The sequence below is a fragment of the Janthinobacterium sp. GW822-FHT07H10 genome, from assembly GCF_058798675.1.
Genome location: NZ_JBXAKS010000004.1, coordinates 539,243 through 555,054 on the forward strand (window position 1 = coordinate 539,243; position 15,812 = coordinate 555,054).

Below are 15,812 nucleotides of genomic sequence, written 5' to 3' on the forward strand. Positions count from 1 at the left end.
TGGCAGGCGAGGATGAGTGGCGGCGCCGGCGCTCAAATCCACTCTTCCTGGTCCACGCCCTGGTCCGGGAGGTAGGTCAGGTACTGCACCATGCGCGGCAGCGCGCCGCGGTTGGCGGTGGCGCAGTGGGGCAGGGCCTGGTGCCAGATGATGAAATCGCCCGCGTCGCCCGCGACGGGCACGGGACGCAGGTTTTCTACCGCCCATTCGCGGGGCTGGCGTTCCGGCGGCACGCTGTCCAGCCATGGCCCGAGGCGGTGCTGGAAGCCGGGCACGCAGTGAAAGGCGCCATGGTCGGCCGGGCAGTCGCTCAGGTAGAGCATGCCCTGCAGCTTGAAGGGCACGGGCAGGCGCAGGCTGACATCCCAGTGCAGTGCGCTGCCGAGGAAACGGTGGCTGGCCGTCTCGGGTGGATTGAAGCTCACCTTGTCGATGGAGGGGTAGATGGCGCTGCTGCCATACAGCTGCTGGTAGGCGCGGCGGATGCGCGCGCCGTGGCGGTTCGCCTCCAGCGCGGGATGGTCGGAAAACTGCAGCATCAGTCCGCGCTTGCCGGGGTGCGGCTGGTACCACGACGCCGTATCGTCGGCGCTGGCGCCAAGGTAGTCCCAGATGGCCTGCCGGGCGGCCAGGCATTGTTCGCGCGGCACTGCGCCGCGCAGCACCAGGTAGCCATGTTCCTCGAAGAAGCGCAGGTCGCTGGCGGACAGCAGGTCTGCATGTCCGTTTGCGGCGTGCGGCGGGCGCACCCGCGTGCGCGCGGCCAGCCAGCCCTGGAATGCGTCCAGCGATGGCTGCTGCTGGTGAAGGAATTGCAGCGCGTCTTCCAGCGAAATGCCCAGCCCATACAGCGCCCTGATTTCACGGTTGTCGTTCGACAGCGCCCTGGTGCCGGGCGTGCCGGGGGGCGTGGTGCAATGCTGCCATAAGCGGTGCAGGGAAAGCCAGTCGTCCATGGTGTCCAAGTGGTGGCAGGGGGAAGGAGGAGGTGTCAGCCGGCGCGCAGCCGGCGCCATAGTGTCGTGCGGCTGATGCCCAGGTAGCTGGCGGCGGCATCGCGGCGTCCGCCGAAGCGCGCCAGCACGGCGCTGGCGCTTTCGTTTGCCAGGCGCGGCGGCGTGGCGGTTGCTGGCACTGGCGCAAGCGGCGCCGCGATTGAGCCTTGCGCCAGCTCGGGCGCCACGCCCAGCACGAAGGCGGGCGTCAGCGCCTGCAGCGGTTCGGCGGCGAGGAACAACGCCAGCCGCTCGGCCAGGTTGCGCAGTTCGCGCACGTTGCCGGGCCAGTCGTAGCGGCGCAGCAGTGGCGCGCACGCCTGGACTTCCGCGTGCAGGTTCGGATGCGGGCGGGCGCCCAGCGCCGCCAGCGCGTTCTTCAGCGACCATTCGGCCAGGCCGGGAATGTCGCTGGCGCGTTCGCGCAAGGCCGGCAGATGCAGGCGCAGCACGGCCAGGCGGTAGAACAGGTCGGCGCGGAAGCGGCCTTCGCGGATGCGCTGCTCCAGGTCGCAGTGCGTGGCGCTGATGATGCGCACGTTGATGGCGATGGGCCGCGTGCCGCCCACGCGCACCACCTCGCGCTCCTCCAGCACGCGCAGCAGGCGCGTTTGCAGGGCCAGCGGCATTTCGCCGATTTCATCGAGGAACAGGGTGCCGTGGTTGGCCGCTTCGAACAGACCCGCATGGCCGCCCCGGCGCGCGCCGGTGAAGGCGCCATCCTCGTGGCCGAACAGCTCCGACTCCAGCAGGGATTCGGCGATGGCGCCGCAATTGATGGCGATGAAGGGGCGGTTGGCGCCCAGGCTGCGCGGGCTTTCGCGGTGGATCGCCTGCGCCACCAGTTCCTTGCCGCTGCCGGTCTCGCCCTGGATCAGTACCGTCGCCGGCGAGCGGGCGAACAGCACCACCGACTGGCGCAGCGCCTCCATCGCCTCGGATTCGCCGCGCAGGTCGTGCAGGCCGTGGCGCGCGCGCAAGGTATCGGCCACCGCCGTGCGCCTGCTACGGCCCGATTCGAGCTGGGTCAGGCGCGCCAGTTCCAGTGCATCGTCGAAGGCGCGCCGGATCGAGGTGGCCGAATACACGAAGACGGCGGCCAGTCCCGCTTCCTCGGCCAGGTCGGTGACGAGGCCCGCGCCGACGACGGCTTTCACGCCGGCCGCCTTCAGTTCATTGATCTGCGCGCGCGCGTCCTCTTCGGTGGCATAGGTGCGTTGAAAAATCTGGAAGCCGAAGGTGGCGGCAAATTCGGCCAGTTCCGGCATCGGGTCCTGGTAGGTGACGACGCCGATCTGCGGCGAGATGCGGCGCGCGCGGGCCAGTGCCTGCATCACGTCGTAGCCGCTGGCCTTGGCGATGATGACGGGCACCGACAGGCGTCCCTTCAGGTAGGCGCCGTTCGAGCCGGCCGCGATGACGGCGTCGCAGCGCTCCGTGGCCATGCGTTCGCGGATGTGGCGCACGGCATCGTCGAAGCCCAGGTTGATCGGTTCGATCGCCGCCAGGTCGTCGTATTCGAGCGTGATGTCGCGAAACAGGTCGAACAGGCGCGAGACGGAGACGGTCCAGATGACGGGCTTGTCACGGTGCTCGAGCGGGGGATGGGAGGGACGGCGCATGCTTTATTTTAAACGATTTGTTTCATTATTTTGCGCTGCAACGTCATTGCAACAAGCGCGTTGCAACTGGTCTGTGGCGTTTCAGATATTGCCACGAAGGAATATGAAAAAACCCCTGGAAACTGGTTTATGATCTAGCAGCACCATGATGCCTGGAAGCGTGGCTAGTCCAGGCGCATGTCCGACCCGCCTTTAACCGACCCATGGTGTCCATGAACCGCGTACCGACCAGTCCCGATTTCATCGCCGATGCCTTGCAGCTGATCGCCTTGCCGGCGTGCGCCTGCGATGCCTGCGGCATGGTGGTGGCCGCGAACGGCGCCCTGATCGCCCTGCTGGGTGTGGATATTTCCGGCCGGCTGCTGGCCGACTGTTTCAGCGACGCCTACCGCGTCTCGAGCACCAGCATGCTGCGCGGCGCGCTGGGCGCGGCTGGGCGCGAGCGGCACTGGGACAGCAGCCTGCAGGGCGCGGACCGCGCCATCGCCGTGCAGGTGTGGGCCAAGCCGTTGCCGGCGGGCGATGGCTTGCCGGGCGCGACCCTCGTGTTTGCCGACATCAGCGTGCAGCAGCGCGACCAGCAGGCCTTGCGCAAGACCTTGCTGGAGCAGCAGGCCATCCTGGAAAGCGCGGCCGTCGGCATCGTCTTTTCCAAGGGCGGCTTCATCGAGGAGTGCAATATCCGCGCCGCCGAAATGCTCGGTTATGCGCGCCACCAGCTGACCGGCATGCCCGGCGCGGTGCTGTACCGCTCCGCCGAGCATTGCCGCGCACTGGGACTGGAAGCGGCGCCGCTGCTGTCCAAAGGGAAGCCGTACCGCACCGAGCTGGAACTGCGGCGCCAGGATGGCACGCTGTTCTGGAGCCGGCTGCACGGACGCGCCGTCGACCCGCTGAATACGCACGACGGCACGGTGTGGATCATCGAAGATATCAGCGACCACCGGCGTGACGAGGATCAGTTGCGCCGCGCCCTGCTGGAAATGCAGGCGGTGATGGATAACGCGCCGCTGGCCATCGGTTTCCAGCGCGACAAGGGCGTGCTGCGCTACAACCGGCGCTTCGCCGAGTGTTTCGGCTTCGACGGCGACAGCGGCGTGGGCTTGCCGGTGGTCGACCTGTATCCGTCGCGCGCGGCCTACGAGAGCGTGGTGCGGCAGGCCTCGCCCCTGCTGCGGCGCGGCCTGCCGTTCCAGGGCGAGATGGAGATGCGCCGCCGCGACGGTTCCACCTTCTGGGCGCTGGCGTATGGCTATGTGCTCAATCCGGAAAACCAGGCCGACCGCGCGCTGCGCGACACGATCTGGCTGTTCGACGACCGCAGCGCGCAAAAGGCGGCCGAGGAGGCGACGCGCCAGCTGATGCTGGAGCAGCAGGCCATCCTCGACAACGCCTCCGTCGGCATCCTGTTTTCACGCGCGCGCCTGGTCCTGCGCTGCAATCCCCGCTTCGCCGAAATGTTCGGCTACACGCAGGACGAGATGACGGGCTTGCCCGCCGCCGAGCTGTTTCCGTCGGCGGCCGCCTACGAGGAGTTTGGCGTGCAGGCGACGCCGCTGCTGGGGCAGGGCTTGCCGTACGAGCAGGACGAATCGCTGTTCCGCCGCCGCGATGGCAGCCTGTTCTGGTGCCGCATCCGCGCCAAGGCCGTCGACCAGGCGCACAGCGAGCAGGGCGCCATCTGGATACTCGAAGACGTCACCGCCAGCCGGCAGGCGCAGATGGAAGTGGCGGCCATCATGACGAATGCCTCGGTGAGCATCCTGTTTACCAAGAACCGCCAGATCACGCGCTACAACCTGGGCTTTGCCGCCATGTTCGGCTACAGCGGCGACGAGGCGCTGGGCTTGCCGGGGCGCGCGCTGTATGTATCGCAGCAGTCGTACGACTTGCTGGGCGCGGCGGCCTTCCCCTTCCTCTCGGTGGGCAAGCCATTCCAGACGGAAGTGGAGATGATGCGTCGCGACGGCAGCACGCTGTGGGCGCAGCTGATCGCCTATGTCGTCAATCCGGACGACCCCACCGCGGGCACCATCTGGATCATCGAGGACCGCACGGAAGCCAAACGCGCCGAAGAGTCCTTGCGCAACGCGCTGCTGGAAAACCAGGCCATCCTCGATAGCGCCGTGCTGGGCATCTCGGTGGTGGAGGGCGGCTTCAATTTACGCAGCAACAGCAAGATGGAGGAGCTGTTCGGCTATGCGCCCGGCGCAATGAACGGCCTCTCCGTGCAGGCCCTGTATCCGGACGTGGCGGCCTGGAAGGCGGCGCGCAGCGAGACGGCGCGCGATTTCAAGGCGGGCCGCGTGCACATGTCCGAATACCAGCTGGTGCGCAAGGACGGCAGCCGTTTCTGGGCGCGCCTGTCCGGTCGGCCGTTCGACCTGGCGCATGCGCATGGCCGCTCGGTGTGGCTGGTGGACGACGTGACGGCGCGCCGCGAGGCGGCCGAAGCGGTGCGCCGCGCGCGCGACGAGCTGGAGCTGCGCGTGCACGAGCGCACGGCCGAACTGGCCGGTGCCAACCTGCTGCTGCAAGGCGAGATCGTCGAGCGGCGCCAGGCCGAGGCGCGCGTGCATCACATGGCTTACCACGACAACCTGACGGGCTTGCCGAACCGCGCGCTGCTGTCGGACCGCCTGGAGCGCGCCATGCTGGCGTCGCAGCGCTCCGGACGCAAGCTGGCCGTGATGTTCATCGACCTGGACCGCTTCAAGACCATCAACGATTCGCTGGGCCACATGACGGGCGATTTGCTGCTCAAGGAAGTGGCCGGCCGGCTGTGCCGCGCGGTGCGCGCCAGCGATACGGTGGCGCGCCTGGGCGGCGACGAATTCGTCGTGCTGGTGCCGGGCATACGCGGAGGCGATGAAGCGGCGCGCGTGGCCGAGAAAGTCATCGAGGCCCTGACGCCCGCCTTTCCTCTCGACGGCCACGTGCTGCACGTCACGCCGTCGATCGGCATCTGCGTGTATCCGGACGATGGCGGCGATGTCGATGCCCTGATGCGCCATGCCGATGCGGCCATGTACCATGCCAAGGGCAATGGCCGCAATAACTACCAGTTTTTCACGCAGACGATGAATCAGGCGGCGACCCTGCACTTCGACCTGGAAAGCAGCTTGCGCACGGCGCTGGCGCAAGACCAGTTCGAGCTGTTTTACCAGCCCGTCATCGATATCGCCACGCGCCGCCTGCACGGCATGGAAGTGCTGCTGCGCTGGCGCCGTCCCGGCCACGGCCTGGTGCTGCCGGACCGTTTCATTCCCATCATGGAGGAAAATGGCCTGATCGTGCCGGTCGGCGAATGGGTGCTGCGCCAGGCGTGCGCGCAAAGCATGGCCTGGCAGCGCCAGGGCCTGCAGCCGGTGCCGCTGGCGGTGAACCTGTCGCCGCGCCAGTTCATGCACAAGGGCCTGGTGGCGGCCATCGGCGCCGTGGTGCGGGAAACCGGCATCGACCCGGCGCTGCTGGAATTCGAGATCACCGAGACGGCGCTGATGCAGCATGGCGAGCATACGCTGGAGATTCTGCGCCAGATCAATGGCATGGGCTTGCGCCTGTCGATCGACGACTTCGGCACCGGCTATTCCAGCCTGGCTTACCTGAAGCGTTTCCCCGTGAAGAAGGTCAAGATCGACCGCGCCTTCATCAAGGACCTCGAGCACAGCGGGGAGGACCGCGCCATCGTGGCCGCCATCATCGCGCTGGCCGACAGCCTGCAATTGTCGGCCGTGGCCGAAGGGGTGGAGACGGAGGAGCAGTTCGCCCTGCTGCAGGCGCATGGCTGCCGCTACGCGCAGGGCTATCTGTTTTCGGCGCCCGTGCCGGCGGCGAATGCGCAGGCGCTGCTGGAGCGCCGGGCATAAGCTGCTGCGCCGCCGTCAGGCGCTCCGGATCGGTCAATCGATGGTGGCGACGACGGGCGCGTGGTCGGACGGCTGTTCCCACTTGCGCGGCACGCGGTCGATCACGCAAGCCGTGCAGCGGCCAGCCAGGGCGGGCGACAGCAGGATGTGGTCGATGCGCAGTCCTTTGTTGAGGCGGAAGCCCAGCTGGCGGTAATCCCACCAGCTGAACGATTTTTCCGCCTGCTCGAACAGGCGGAAGGCGTCCGTCAGGCCGATGTCGAACAGGCGCTGCAGGGCGGCGCGTTCCTTGTCCGAGACCAGCACCTGGCCTTCCCAGGCGACCGGGTCGTGCACGTCGCGGTCGTCGGGCGCGATATTGTAGTCGCCGACGACGGCCAGCTGCGGGTGCTGCTGCGCCTCCTCGGCCAGCCAGTCGTGCAGGGCGGCCAGCCAGCCCAGCTTGTATTCATATTTGTCCGAGTCGACGCTCTGGCCGTTCGGCACGTAGGCGCAGACGACGCGCACGCCGCCGATGGTGGCGGCCAGGATGCGCTGCTGCGCGTCTTCATAGCGCGGATTGTTCTTCACCACGTCGGTGATCGGCAGCTTCGACAGGATGGCCACGCCGTTGTAGGTCTTCTGGCCGCTGAAGACCACCTGGTAGCCGGCCGCCTCGATGTCGGCGACGGGGAACTTGTCGTCCGTCAGCTTGGTTTCTTGCAGGCACAGTATGTCGACCGGGTTGTCTGCCAGCCACTGCAGCACTTGCGGCAGGCGCACTTTGAGCGAGTTGACGTTCCAGGTGGCTAATTTCATGGGAAAAATCCTTGCTTGAATAGGTGACGATATGGTGTCGATAGGCGCGAATCTTACCGCATGCGTGTCGCCGGCGTCGTGCAAGGCTTGCCGAGCGCCTGCTTTGTTTGCTTGGAAGGAAAATGAATATAAAAAAAGTATTTATTTTTAACCAATCGTGGCGCATGAATATTATGTTTTTGTGTATGATTGATCAACCCCTATGTTTGATTTGGCATAAGTGGTTGGCGCGCTGCGCTGCGTATCGCGTTTTAACGCGACAAAGGTGTAAAGTTTCTCGCTAAAACGCGATAAAAACTACTAAAATGGCACAATGTAACAACTGTGTCACACAGCTTTGTTACGGCCAAGTTGGCAACCAGACAGGAAGCAGTTGTAATTAGTTGTAATTGCTATTCCGAATTACATGACCACTGTGCCCGGGGCGGAACGTAGAGTCCGTCCTTGGCGCCGCCAGACTTGTTATATAAATTGCAGTACTATATCTATGAGACTGTTTTGCGACATCAATAGATGGTACTATTTTGAAATGTTGCAGTTTTAATAGTGAGACTTGCGCGTAGCATTTGCAAAGGAAGAAAATGCGAACTGCATTTGAAGCGTGGGCGCAGCGTGACGGCCACATTGTGCGGCGAAGAGAAGACAAACCGGACGAGTACCTGATTTTCGAGACCCAGCGCCGCTGGGTCATCTGGCAGGCGGCTCTGACGCATGGCAAGACGGCAACCAAGCCGCGGGTCAGCGCGGCCGAAAAGGCAGCGAAGGCGCAGCGTGCGCTGGAGATGTCGTCCGACGAGGCAACTGTGCGCAACAAGGTGCTCAATGAGGTGCTGGACGCCTTCAGCGGTGCCGAAGGCGCCGCCGGCATGGAAGGCATTTTGAAAGTGATCCAGAGCCTGAAGATGAAACAGAAGGCACTGGCCGACGACAAGAGCGAAGATTCCACGGCTTGAGGGGACGGCGATGCGTTATCGGCACTACAAGGGCGGCATTTACGAACTGGTATGCGAAGCCACGCTGGAATCGGATCTGACGCCGATGATCGTCTATCGCGCCGCTGACGGCTCGATCTGGACGCGGCCGAAAGACGTGTTCTTTCAGCTGATCGAAGTCGAGGGCGTCATGGTGCAGCGATTTGCCCCCATTAACTGATGGCAGCCATCGTGCGTGCCCGCTGGGTTACTTCACGCAGGTTTACTTCAAGGTGTCACTTTCATGCATAAATTGCTGGCCGCCGCATTGCTGCTGGGCGCCGCGTGCGTCCCGGCGCATGCCGAAACCATCGGTTCCGTCGACACGGTCTTCAAGCTGATCGGCCCGGACCACAAGATCGTCGTCGAAGCCTATGACGATCCCCGCGTGTCGGGCGTCAGCTGCTATCTGTCGCGCGCCAAGACGGGCGGCATCAAGGGCGCCGTCGGCCTGGCGGAAGACAAGGCCGATGCGGCCGTCGCCTGCCGCCAGGTGGGGCCGCTGCAATTCAAGGGCAAGCTGCCGCGCCAGGAAGAAGTGTTCACCGAGCGTGCCTCGATCTTCTTCAAGCACGTGCGCGTGGTGCGCATGGTCGACAGCAAGCGCAATGCGCTGGTCTACCTCGTGTATTCGGACCGCCTGATCGAAGGCAGCCCGAAAAACAGCGTCACCGCCGTCGCCGTGCCTGGCGACCAGCCGATTCCCGTGCGCTAGGGTGGCCGCGATGCGCCGTCCCGTCAGTGCCCTGTCCGCATTGCTGCTGTTTGGCCTGGGCGGCTGCGCCACCTTGACCGGCAACACCGAGCAGATGGTGCTGGTGCAAACCATCCAGGATAACCGCGAGCTGCATGGCGCCGGCTGTATCATCAGCAATGACGTCGGCAAGTGGTTCGTCACCACGCCCGGGCGCATCACCATCCGCAAGAGCCGCGAACCGCTGAAGGTCGACTGCAAGAAGCACGGTTCGCCCGCCATCGCGACGGACGGCAGCATCGATCCCAAGCTCAATGGCAGCGTCTGGGGCAATGTCATCCTGACCCTGGGCGTCGGCTATTTCGTCGACCGCAACACGGGCGCCGGCTTCGACTACCCATCCGTCCTGACCATCGTCATGCAGGACCCGGCGCGCATGGCGCCGCCGCCCGCAGCGGTCGCCGCGAAACCGCCCGCCATGCCGGGCGAGGCCACGCCGCAGCCGGTCGTGCAGCCGACGGTGGCGCCGTCGCCGATTCCCGACCCTGTCGTCTATTAAATAGCGCTTCATCATGCAAAAAAACCGCCATGGTCACGGTGACCTGGCGGTTTTTTTTACGGCATCAGGACGCCGGACGAAACCGTCGCGGGCGGGAGCTGGCGGTGGCCGGGAAGCGCAGCTGTACTTTTGTACAGCGAGCATCGCCGGCCGCCCATGGCCCCGCGCAGCAGGGTTGGTCTGGCGTTCCCTTATACGCGGTTGATCAGGAACGTCGTCAGCAGGGGCACCGGACGACCGGTGGCGCCTTTTGCGCCGCCCGATTTCCATGCCGTGCCGGCGATGTCCAGATGCGCCCAGGTGTACTTCTTGGTGAAGTTTTCCAGGAAGGCCGCTGCCGTCACCGAACCGCCGCCTGGCGTGCCGATGTTGGCCAGGTCGGCGAAGTTCGACTTCAGCTGCTCGTTGTATGCCTCTTCGATCGGCATGCGCCAGGCCGTGTCGCTGGCTTGCTTGCCGGCTGCCAGCAGCTCATTGGCCAGCTGGTCATGCGCCGCATCGCTGCGCGTAAACAGGCCGCTGTTGTGGTGGCCCAGCGCGATGACGCAGGCGCCCGTCAGGGTGGCGATATCGACGACGGCTGCCGGCTTGAAGCGTTCGGCGTAGGTCAGTGCGTCGCACAGCACCAGGCGGCCTTCGGCGTCGGTGTTCAGCACTTCGATGGTCAGGCCATTCATGGAGGTGACGATGTCGCCCGGCTTGGTGGCGCGGCCCGATGGCATGTTTTCGCAGGCGGCGATGACGCCGATGACGTTCAGCTTCAGGTTCATTTCACCGATGGCGCGGAAGGTGCCCAGCACCGAGGCGGCGCCGCACATGTCGTATTTCATCTCGTCCATGCCAGGACCGGCCTTGATCGAGATGCCGCCCGTGTCGAAGGTGATGCCTTTGCCGACCAGGACGACTGGCGCATCCTTGGCCTTGCCGCCCATGTGTTTCAGGACGATGAACTTCGGCGGCTGCTCGCTGCCGTTGGTGACGGACAGGAAGCTGCCCATTTTCAGCGCTTCCAGCTGTTTGCGGTCCAGTACTTCGACTTCAAACTTGTAATCCTTGCCCAGCTGTTTGGCCGTGTTGGCCAGGTAGGTTGGATTGGCGATGTTCGCCGGCAGGTCGCCCAGCTTGCGCGTCAGGTCGGAACCGTTGGCAATGGCGATGGCTTGTGCCAGCGCGCCGCGCGTGGCCGCGGTGGCAGGTGCCGACAGGACGATCTTGCGCACACCCGCTGGCGCTGGATCTTTCTTGCTCTTTTGCGAGTCGCAGCGGTATTCGCTGTCATGTGCGGCTTGTACAACGCAACGGATTGCCCAATTAACGTCGCGCTCTTTCACATCCGTCAGCGGTAGTGCGATAATGGCGTCCGCGGCGCCGAGGGAGCCGAAGGCCTTCAGTGCAGCTTGTACGCCGGTAGCGAAGTTTTTTTCGCTGACCGTTTCATCGCTGCCCATGCCGACCAGCAGAACGCGTTCTGCGACGACGCCATCGATTGCGCGCAGCAGCAAAGTGCTGCCAGGCTTGCCGCTGATGTCGCCGGACTTCAGCGCAGCCGAAATCGCACCCTTGCTGTCCAGCGATTTTGCCGCTGGCGACAGTTTTTTGTTTTCGAATACCGCAACCGCGATGCATCCGCTTTTGGCCGTGCCGAGGGTGCTCTTGGTATCGAATGCTTTTATGCTAAAGTCCATTTGGTTCTCCGTTTTCATTTACTAGTAACGTGTTACTCAACTAACTGACCCGAATTATAAACTCCGAATGATCTTTCAACGCGCCCTTCGACGTGAATTGGCTAGTGCCGCCGGGGCCACCTTCACTGTTTTGTTCAGCATCCTGCTCACCTGGATGCTGATCGGTATTCTCGGCAAGGCGGCGGGCGGCAAGATCGCGTCCTCCGACGTCATGTCCCTGATGGTCTTTTCCGCCCTGATGCAGCTGCCCACCATCCTCATCCTCACCGGTTTCATCGCGGTGCTGATGGTCGTCACGCGCAGTTACAAGGAATCGGAGATGGTGGTGTGGTTCGCCTCCGGCCTGAGCCTGTCGCGCTGGATCTGGCCCGTGCTCAGCTTTGGCCTGCCGCTGGTGCTGGCCACCGGCATCCTGAGCCTGTACGCCACGCCTTGGGCGCAGCAGAAAAGCGACGAATACGTGGCGCGCTTCGAAAAACGCGAAGACCTGCAGAAGGTCACGCCTGGCCAGTTCCGCGAATCGGCTGGCAGCAACCGCATCTTCTTCGTCGAAGGCGCCAGCGGCGAGAAAAACGTGGTGCAGAACGTCTTCGTCAACACCGTCGATGAAAAAGGCAGCGCCGTCGTCGTCGTCGCCAAGGAAGGCGTGATCAATACCGACGCCCGTGGCGAACGTTTCCTGGTGTTGAAGAGCGGCCGCCGCTACCAGGGCGTGCCGACGCAGGCCGACTTCCAGACCATGGAATTCGAGCAGTACATCATGCGCATCGAGAGCAAGCCGCAGGAGCTGGGGGCGGATCTCGGCGTGCGCGCCATGAGCACCATGGCGCTGATCGCCGCGAACAACCAGTACACGATGGCAGAACTGCTGTGGCGCATCAGCGCACCGTTGATTGGCCTGATGCTGATCCTGCTGGCCATTCCGCTGGGCTTTGTCAATCCGCGCGCCGGCAGTTCGGCCAACCTGATCGTGGCCTTGCTGATCTTCTTCTCGTATAGCAATCTGATCAAGGTTGTCGAGGCGAGCGTGAAACAGGGCAGGCTGACGTTTGGCGTGGCCTGGTGGCCGCTGCACCTGCTGGCGGCACTGGCCGTGGTGGCGCTGTTCGCCTGGCGCCTGAATGTCAACCACCGCTACCATCCGCTGGTTCTGCTGGCATCCTTCAAGCGCGCGCGCCGCGCCGGCAACACAAGTAAAGCGGTATCGAAATGAAGATTTTACAGCGCTATTTTGCGGTCTCGATATTCCAGGCGGTGCTGTTCGTGCTGCTGGCCTTCCTGGCACTGCAAGCCTTCATCGACCTGACGGGCGAGCTGCCCAAGGTGGGGCGCAATGGTTACACCATCCAGTACGCCTTCCTGTATGTGCTGGTGCTGGTGCCTGGCCATGTGTACGAAGTGATGCCGATCGCGGCGCTGATCGGCACCATCTATACGATGGCGCAGTTTGCCGCCAGCTCGGAATTTACCATCATGCGCGCGTCGAGCATGTCGACGGCGATGGCGGCCGGCTTCCTGTTCCGCATCGGTATCGTCTTCGTCGTCATCACCTTCATCTTCGGCGAATTGATTACGCCACGCACGGAGCCGCTGGCCGAGCGCCTGAAGCTGACCTCGCGCGGCGCAGCCGTGTCGAGCGAATTCCGCTCGGGCCTGTGGACCAAGGACATGGTCAAGAGCGATGGCCTGACGGGCGCCGTCACCGGTTCGCGTTTCTTCAATGTCGGCGAAGCGCAGCCGGACGGGCAGCTGAAAAACGTCAAGCTGTATGAATTTGACACCGATATGCGCTTGCGTACCTTGACCGTGGCCAACGGCGCTACCTATCAGGGCAAGAATATCTGGCGCTTGACGGATGTGACGGAAACCTCGTTCTCGAACAGCGCCACCGCCGCACCCGGTTACGAGCCGAAGCTGGAAAACTACTATGGCCAGGAAACGAGCCTGGTGCACACCGTGAAAAGCGCGACCAAGGACATGGTCTCGGAAGTGACGCCGAAGATCCTGACGGTGTCGGCCTCCGATCCCGAGCGCATGTCGGCCAGCGAACTGGCCGTATATACGCGCCACCTGGCCGAAAACAAGCAGGAAACGGAGCGCTTCCGCATCGCCTTCTGGAAAAAGTTGATCGATCCGCTGGCCATTTTCGTGCTGATGGCGCTGGCGCTGCCGTTTGCCTACATGCATACGCGCAGCGGCGGCATCAGCCTGAAGATTTTCATCGGTATCATGATCGGCGTGAGCTTCATGCTGGTCAACACACTGTTTTCGCACCTTGGCTTGCTGAGCACCTGGCCGGCCTTCCTGACGGCGGTGGCGCCGAGCGCCCTGTATCTGCTGCTGGCGCTGGGCGCCCTGTGGTGGGTGGAGCGGCACTGATGCATGCCACCGGCACGCCCGCGGCCGGCGCGCAGCAGGCGCTGATCCTGTTTGCCCATGGCGCGCGCGCCGCATCCTGGGCCGCGCCATTCGAACGCCTGCGCGAGCTGACCCAGGCGCGCATGCCCGCAACGTCCGTGCACCTGGCTTTCCTTGAACTGATGACGCCGCGCCTGCCCGAACTGGTGCAGGCGCTGCTGGCCGAACTGCCCGCTGGCGCCACGCTGGACGTCACCGTGGTGCCGGTGTTCCTGGGACAGGGCGGGCATGTGCTGCGCGACTTGCCGCTATTGGCGGAAGAGCTGCGCCAGCGGCATCCGCAACTGCGCCTGAACGTGGTCGAGGCGGTGGGCGAGAATGCCGGCGTGCTGGCTGCCATCGCCGACTATTGCGTGGCCGCGCCGGGCGCTACGCAGTCCTCTTGAGCCGCGCCGGCTGCGCGCCTTCCCCCGTGAACATCGATATCGTCTATCTGTGGGTCGATGGCGCGGACCCGGCATGGCGCGCGCGCCAGCAGCAGGCGTATGCGGCATGGGAGCAGGCGCATCCCGGCCAGCTGGCCCTGCACGGCAACGTGGCGGGCCGCTATCGCGATAACGGCGAACTGCGCTACAACCTGCGCGCACTCGAGCGCTTCTTTCCCGGCCATGGCCATATCTACTTGCTGACGGACCGCCAGGTGCCGGCCTGGCTGCGTTCTTCAAAGCGCCTGACGGTGCTCGATCACCGCAGCCTGATGCCCGAAGCGGCCTTGCCCGTGTTCGACTCGGGCCATATCGAATCGTACCTGCACCATATTCCGGGCTTGTCCGAACGCTTCCTGTACCTGAATGACGATGTGTTTTTGGGGGCGCCATTCGAGCCGGGATTCTGGTTCGGCAAAGGGCAGCGCAGCCATCTGAGCGTCTTCACGGAAAGCGCGCTGCAGGAGGAGCCGGACGGCTTGCGCGCCGATGCGGCGGCGCCCGTCAATTGCGCCACCCTGGCCCGGCAATGGCTGTCGGCGCGGTATCCCGATTACCGGCACGAGGCGCGCCTGTATGCGCATGCGCCGCGCCCCATGCTGAAAAGCGCGCTGCACGAACTCGAGGCGCTGGCGCCGGCCATGTTTGCCAGCGTGCGCGCGACGGTGTTCCGCTCATGGCAGGTGCCGGCATTGCTGCCGGACCTGGTGCCGCGCTGGATGGTGCATATGGGGTATGCGCATGCGCGCATTTTTGATCCGCTGCATATCGCCAGTGGCGATGCGGATGCGCCGCTGCAGCTGGAGCAGCTGCTGGCGCGTTTTGGCAGCCTGCCTTTCTTCTGCATCAACGATACCTGCGACGAGGTGGAGGATGATGATCCGCGCCTGCTGCGCGTGGCGGCTACCTTGCAGCGGCTGCTGCCGCTGCCGTCGTCATTCGAACACGCTTAAGCCTGTTTTTTCCTTGGCGCCAGGCTGACGCGCGCGGCCGCCGAGCTGTCGCACAGCGAGGCGAGGAACAGCAGCAGGTAGGCGCCCAGCTCCAGCACTTCCTCGCCCAGCAGCGCATACGCGTCGGGCATGCCGTGGAAGACCTTCTTGTCGAAGGGCCAGCCGGCCACCATCAGCAAGCCGCCAATCAAGGTCAGGATGGTGATGCGCATGCTGAAAATCAGTCCCGCATGGGCGAACACCTTGCGCGCGCGCGGCGCGAAGAAGATCAGCAAGCGTATCAGTATCAGCAATTCCACCACGCGCAGGGCTTTCTCAAGCTGGGCCCAGGCCGGCGCCGTGCCGAACTGGTCAATATCGAGTTCGCGCAGCAGGAAGCCGAACAGCAGGGCGCACAGGCCCGCGTGCATCAGGAAGCGCAGCGATTGGCGGTCGGACTCCTGCCAGGCGCGCACGCCGTGCACCGTGCAGGCCAGGGCCAGGAACAGCGCCTGCAGCCATTCCAGCAAATGGTTTTCATCGTCGATATTCGGAAACACCGTCCACAGGGCGATGGAGGCAAGCATGCTCAAGAGCACGGCGCTGGCGACGCCGGCATTGCTGCGGCTGAGCGAATACAGGGATTCGCGCACGGTAGAGAAATTCATGTGTTGATCGTGACGGCTAAAGTTGCGCGGCGGCGGTATTGCAGCCCGCGGGCGCAGCTTTTTTCGGGGAGACTGCCGCGCGGTTCCCGTCAGCCGGGATGCCGCACAGCAAGCGCTATGGCGAGGCGAAGCGTAAGTTTCATTGCTGTTACGCAATAACTTCTCGAGAAAAGATG

General features: G+C 64.2%; 14 protein-coding genes. 9 read left to right on the forward strand and 5 right to left on the reverse strand.

Annotated elements, in window-relative coordinates; translation table 11 throughout:
• Positions 1-32: 32 nt before the first annotated feature.
• Positions 33-956, reverse strand: a complete 924-nt coding sequence (locus AC1RDJ_RS13120) for a phytanoyl-CoA dioxygenase family protein (RefSeq protein ID WP_493027653.1) — start codon at positions 954-956, stop codon at positions 33-35.
• A gap of 35 nt (positions 957-991) precedes the next feature.
• Positions 992-2,617 (reverse strand): propionate catabolism operon regulatory protein PrpR, encoded by a 1,626-nt coding sequence (prpR, locus tag AC1RDJ_RS13125; protein ID WP_071324799.1) that lies wholly within the window; start codon positions 2,615-2,617, stop codon positions 992-994.
• Positions 2,618-2,829: 212 nt separating this feature from the next.
• On the opposite strand from prpR, the gene AC1RDJ_RS13130 reads away from it, so the two are divergent.
• Positions 2,830-6,486, forward strand: coding sequence for a sensor domain-containing protein (locus AC1RDJ_RS13130; RefSeq protein WP_071326630.1), 3,657 nt, complete (start codon positions 2,830-2,832; stop codon positions 6,484-6,486).
• 33 nt (positions 6,487-6,519) lie between these two features.
• Here AC1RDJ_RS13130 and xth read toward each other — a convergent pair whose 3' ends face one another.
• Positions 6,520-7,284, reverse strand: coding sequence for an exodeoxyribonuclease III (gene xth / locus AC1RDJ_RS13135; RefSeq protein ID WP_071324798.1), 765 nt, complete (start codon positions 7,282-7,284; stop codon positions 6,520-6,522).
• A 581-nt stretch (positions 7,285-7,865) separates the two neighbouring features.
• Here xth and AC1RDJ_RS13140 point away from each other — a divergent pair.
• The 4 genes from AC1RDJ_RS13140 (at position 7,866) to AC1RDJ_RS13155 (ending at position 9,508) form a co-directional block, all read left to right on the forward strand.
• Positions 7,866-8,237: a phiTE_015 family protein gene (locus AC1RDJ_RS13140; protein ID WP_071324797.1), complete on the forward strand. Its 372-nt coding sequence runs from the start codon at positions 7,866-7,868 to the stop codon at positions 8,235-8,237.
• Between the two features lie 10 nt (positions 8,238-8,247).
• Positions 8,248-8,436 (forward strand): DUF1653 domain-containing protein, encoded by a 189-nt coding sequence (locus tag AC1RDJ_RS13145; RefSeq protein ID WP_065306721.1) that lies wholly within the window; start codon positions 8,248-8,250, stop codon positions 8,434-8,436.
• Positions 8,437-8,499: 63 nt separating this feature from the next.
• Entirely contained in the window at positions 8,500-8,970 is a 471-nt protein-coding gene (locus tag AC1RDJ_RS13150) for a CreA family protein (RefSeq protein ID WP_083411959.1), read from the forward strand.
• A 10-nt stretch (positions 8,971-8,980) separates the two neighbouring features.
• Positions 8,981-9,508: a hypothetical protein gene (locus tag AC1RDJ_RS13155; RefSeq protein WP_493027654.1), complete on the forward strand. Its 528-nt coding sequence runs from the start codon at positions 8,981-8,983 to the stop codon at positions 9,506-9,508.
• Positions 9,509-9,699: 191 nt separating this feature from the next.
• Here the strand turns inward: AC1RDJ_RS13155 and AC1RDJ_RS13160 are convergent, their stop codons facing one another.
• Positions 9,700-11,193 (reverse strand): leucyl aminopeptidase, encoded by a 1,494-nt coding sequence (locus AC1RDJ_RS13160; RefSeq protein WP_071324795.1) that lies wholly within the window; start codon positions 11,191-11,193, stop codon positions 9,700-9,702.
• A gap of 67 nt (positions 11,194-11,260) precedes the next feature.
• Here AC1RDJ_RS13160 and lptF point away from each other — a divergent pair, with 67 nt between their 5' ends.
• The 4 genes from lptF to AC1RDJ_RS13180 are packed head-to-tail and all read left to right on the forward strand — an operon-like array spanning position 11,261 to position 14,989.
• The gene (gene lptF / locus AC1RDJ_RS13165; RefSeq protein WP_071324794.1) at positions 11,261-12,406 is read left to right on the forward strand and encodes an LPS export ABC transporter permease LptF; all 1,146 of its coding nucleotides are present in this window, start codon (positions 11,261-11,263) and stop codon (positions 12,404-12,406) included.
• The gene (gene lptG / locus AC1RDJ_RS13170; protein ID WP_071324793.1) at positions 12,403-13,572 is read left to right on the forward strand and encodes an LPS export ABC transporter permease LptG; all 1,170 of its coding nucleotides are present in this window, start codon (positions 12,403-12,405) and stop codon (positions 13,570-13,572) included. The genes lptF and lptG overlap by 4 nt, the downstream gene beginning before the upstream one ends.
• Positions 13,572-13,997 carry a sirohydrochlorin chelatase gene (locus AC1RDJ_RS13175; protein ID WP_071324792.1) on the forward strand — a complete coding sequence of 142 codons (426 nt, stop codon included), beginning with the start codon at positions 13,572-13,574 and terminating at the stop codon, positions 13,995-13,997. The genes lptG and AC1RDJ_RS13175 overlap by 1 nt, the downstream gene beginning before the upstream one ends.
• On the forward strand, positions 13,994-14,989 hold the full coding sequence (locus AC1RDJ_RS13180; RefSeq protein WP_493027655.1) for a Stealth CR1 domain-containing protein: 996 nt from the start codon (positions 13,994-13,996) through the stop codon (positions 14,987-14,989). The genes AC1RDJ_RS13175 and AC1RDJ_RS13180 overlap by 4 nt, the downstream gene beginning before the upstream one ends.
• Here AC1RDJ_RS13180 and AC1RDJ_RS13185 read toward each other — a convergent pair.
• Complete coding sequence (locus tag AC1RDJ_RS13185; protein WP_071324790.1) at positions 14,986-15,636, reverse strand: hypothetical protein; 651 nt, start codon at positions 15,634-15,636, stop codon at positions 14,986-14,988. The two genes, AC1RDJ_RS13180 and AC1RDJ_RS13185, sit on opposite strands and share 4 nt — an antisense overlap.
• Positions 15,637-15,812 lie beyond the last annotated feature (176 nt).

Excerpts from the sequence above, each read along its gene's own strand:
- AC1RDJ_RS13120 (WP_493027653.1), bottom strand. The coding sequence starts at position 956 with ATGGACGACTGGCTTTCCCTGCACCGCTTATGGCAGCATTGCACCACG.
- prpR (WP_071324799.1), bottom strand. The coding sequence starts at position 2,617 with ATGCGCCGTCCCTCCCATCCCCCGCTCGAGCACCGTGACAAGCCCGTC.
- AC1RDJ_RS13130 (WP_071326630.1), top strand. The coding sequence starts at position 2,830 with ATGAACCGCGTACCGACCAGTCCCGATTTCATCGCCGATGCCTTGCAG.
- xth (WP_071324798.1), bottom strand. The coding sequence starts at position 7,284 with ATGAAATTAGCCACCTGGAACGTCAACTCGCTCAAAGTGCGCCTGCCG.
- AC1RDJ_RS13140 (WP_071324797.1), top strand. The coding sequence starts at position 7,866 with ATGCGAACTGCATTTGAAGCGTGGGCGCAGCGTGACGGCCACATTGTG.
- AC1RDJ_RS13145 (WP_065306721.1), top strand. The coding sequence starts at position 8,248 with ATGCGTTATCGGCACTACAAGGGCGGCATTTACGAACTGGTATGCGAA.
- AC1RDJ_RS13150 (WP_083411959.1), top strand. The coding sequence starts at position 8,500 with ATGCATAAATTGCTGGCCGCCGCATTGCTGCTGGGCGCCGCGTGCGTC.
- AC1RDJ_RS13155 (WP_493027654.1), top strand. The coding sequence starts at position 8,981 with ATGCGCCGTCCCGTCAGTGCCCTGTCCGCATTGCTGCTGTTTGGCCTG.
- AC1RDJ_RS13160 (WP_071324795.1), bottom strand. The coding sequence starts at position 11,193 with ATGGACTTTAGCATAAAAGCATTCGATACCAAGAGCACCCTCGGCACG.
- lptF (WP_071324794.1), top strand. The coding sequence starts at position 11,261 with ATGATCTTTCAACGCGCCCTTCGACGTGAATTGGCTAGTGCCGCCGGG.
- lptG (WP_071324793.1), top strand. The coding sequence starts at position 12,403 with ATGAAGATTTTACAGCGCTATTTTGCGGTCTCGATATTCCAGGCGGTG.
- AC1RDJ_RS13175 (WP_071324792.1), top strand. The coding sequence starts at position 13,572 with ATGCATGCCACCGGCACGCCCGCGGCCGGCGCGCAGCAGGCGCTGATC.
- AC1RDJ_RS13185 (WP_071324790.1), bottom strand. The coding sequence starts at position 15,636 with ATGAATTTCTCTACCGTGCGCGAATCCCTGTATTCGCTCAGCCGCAGC.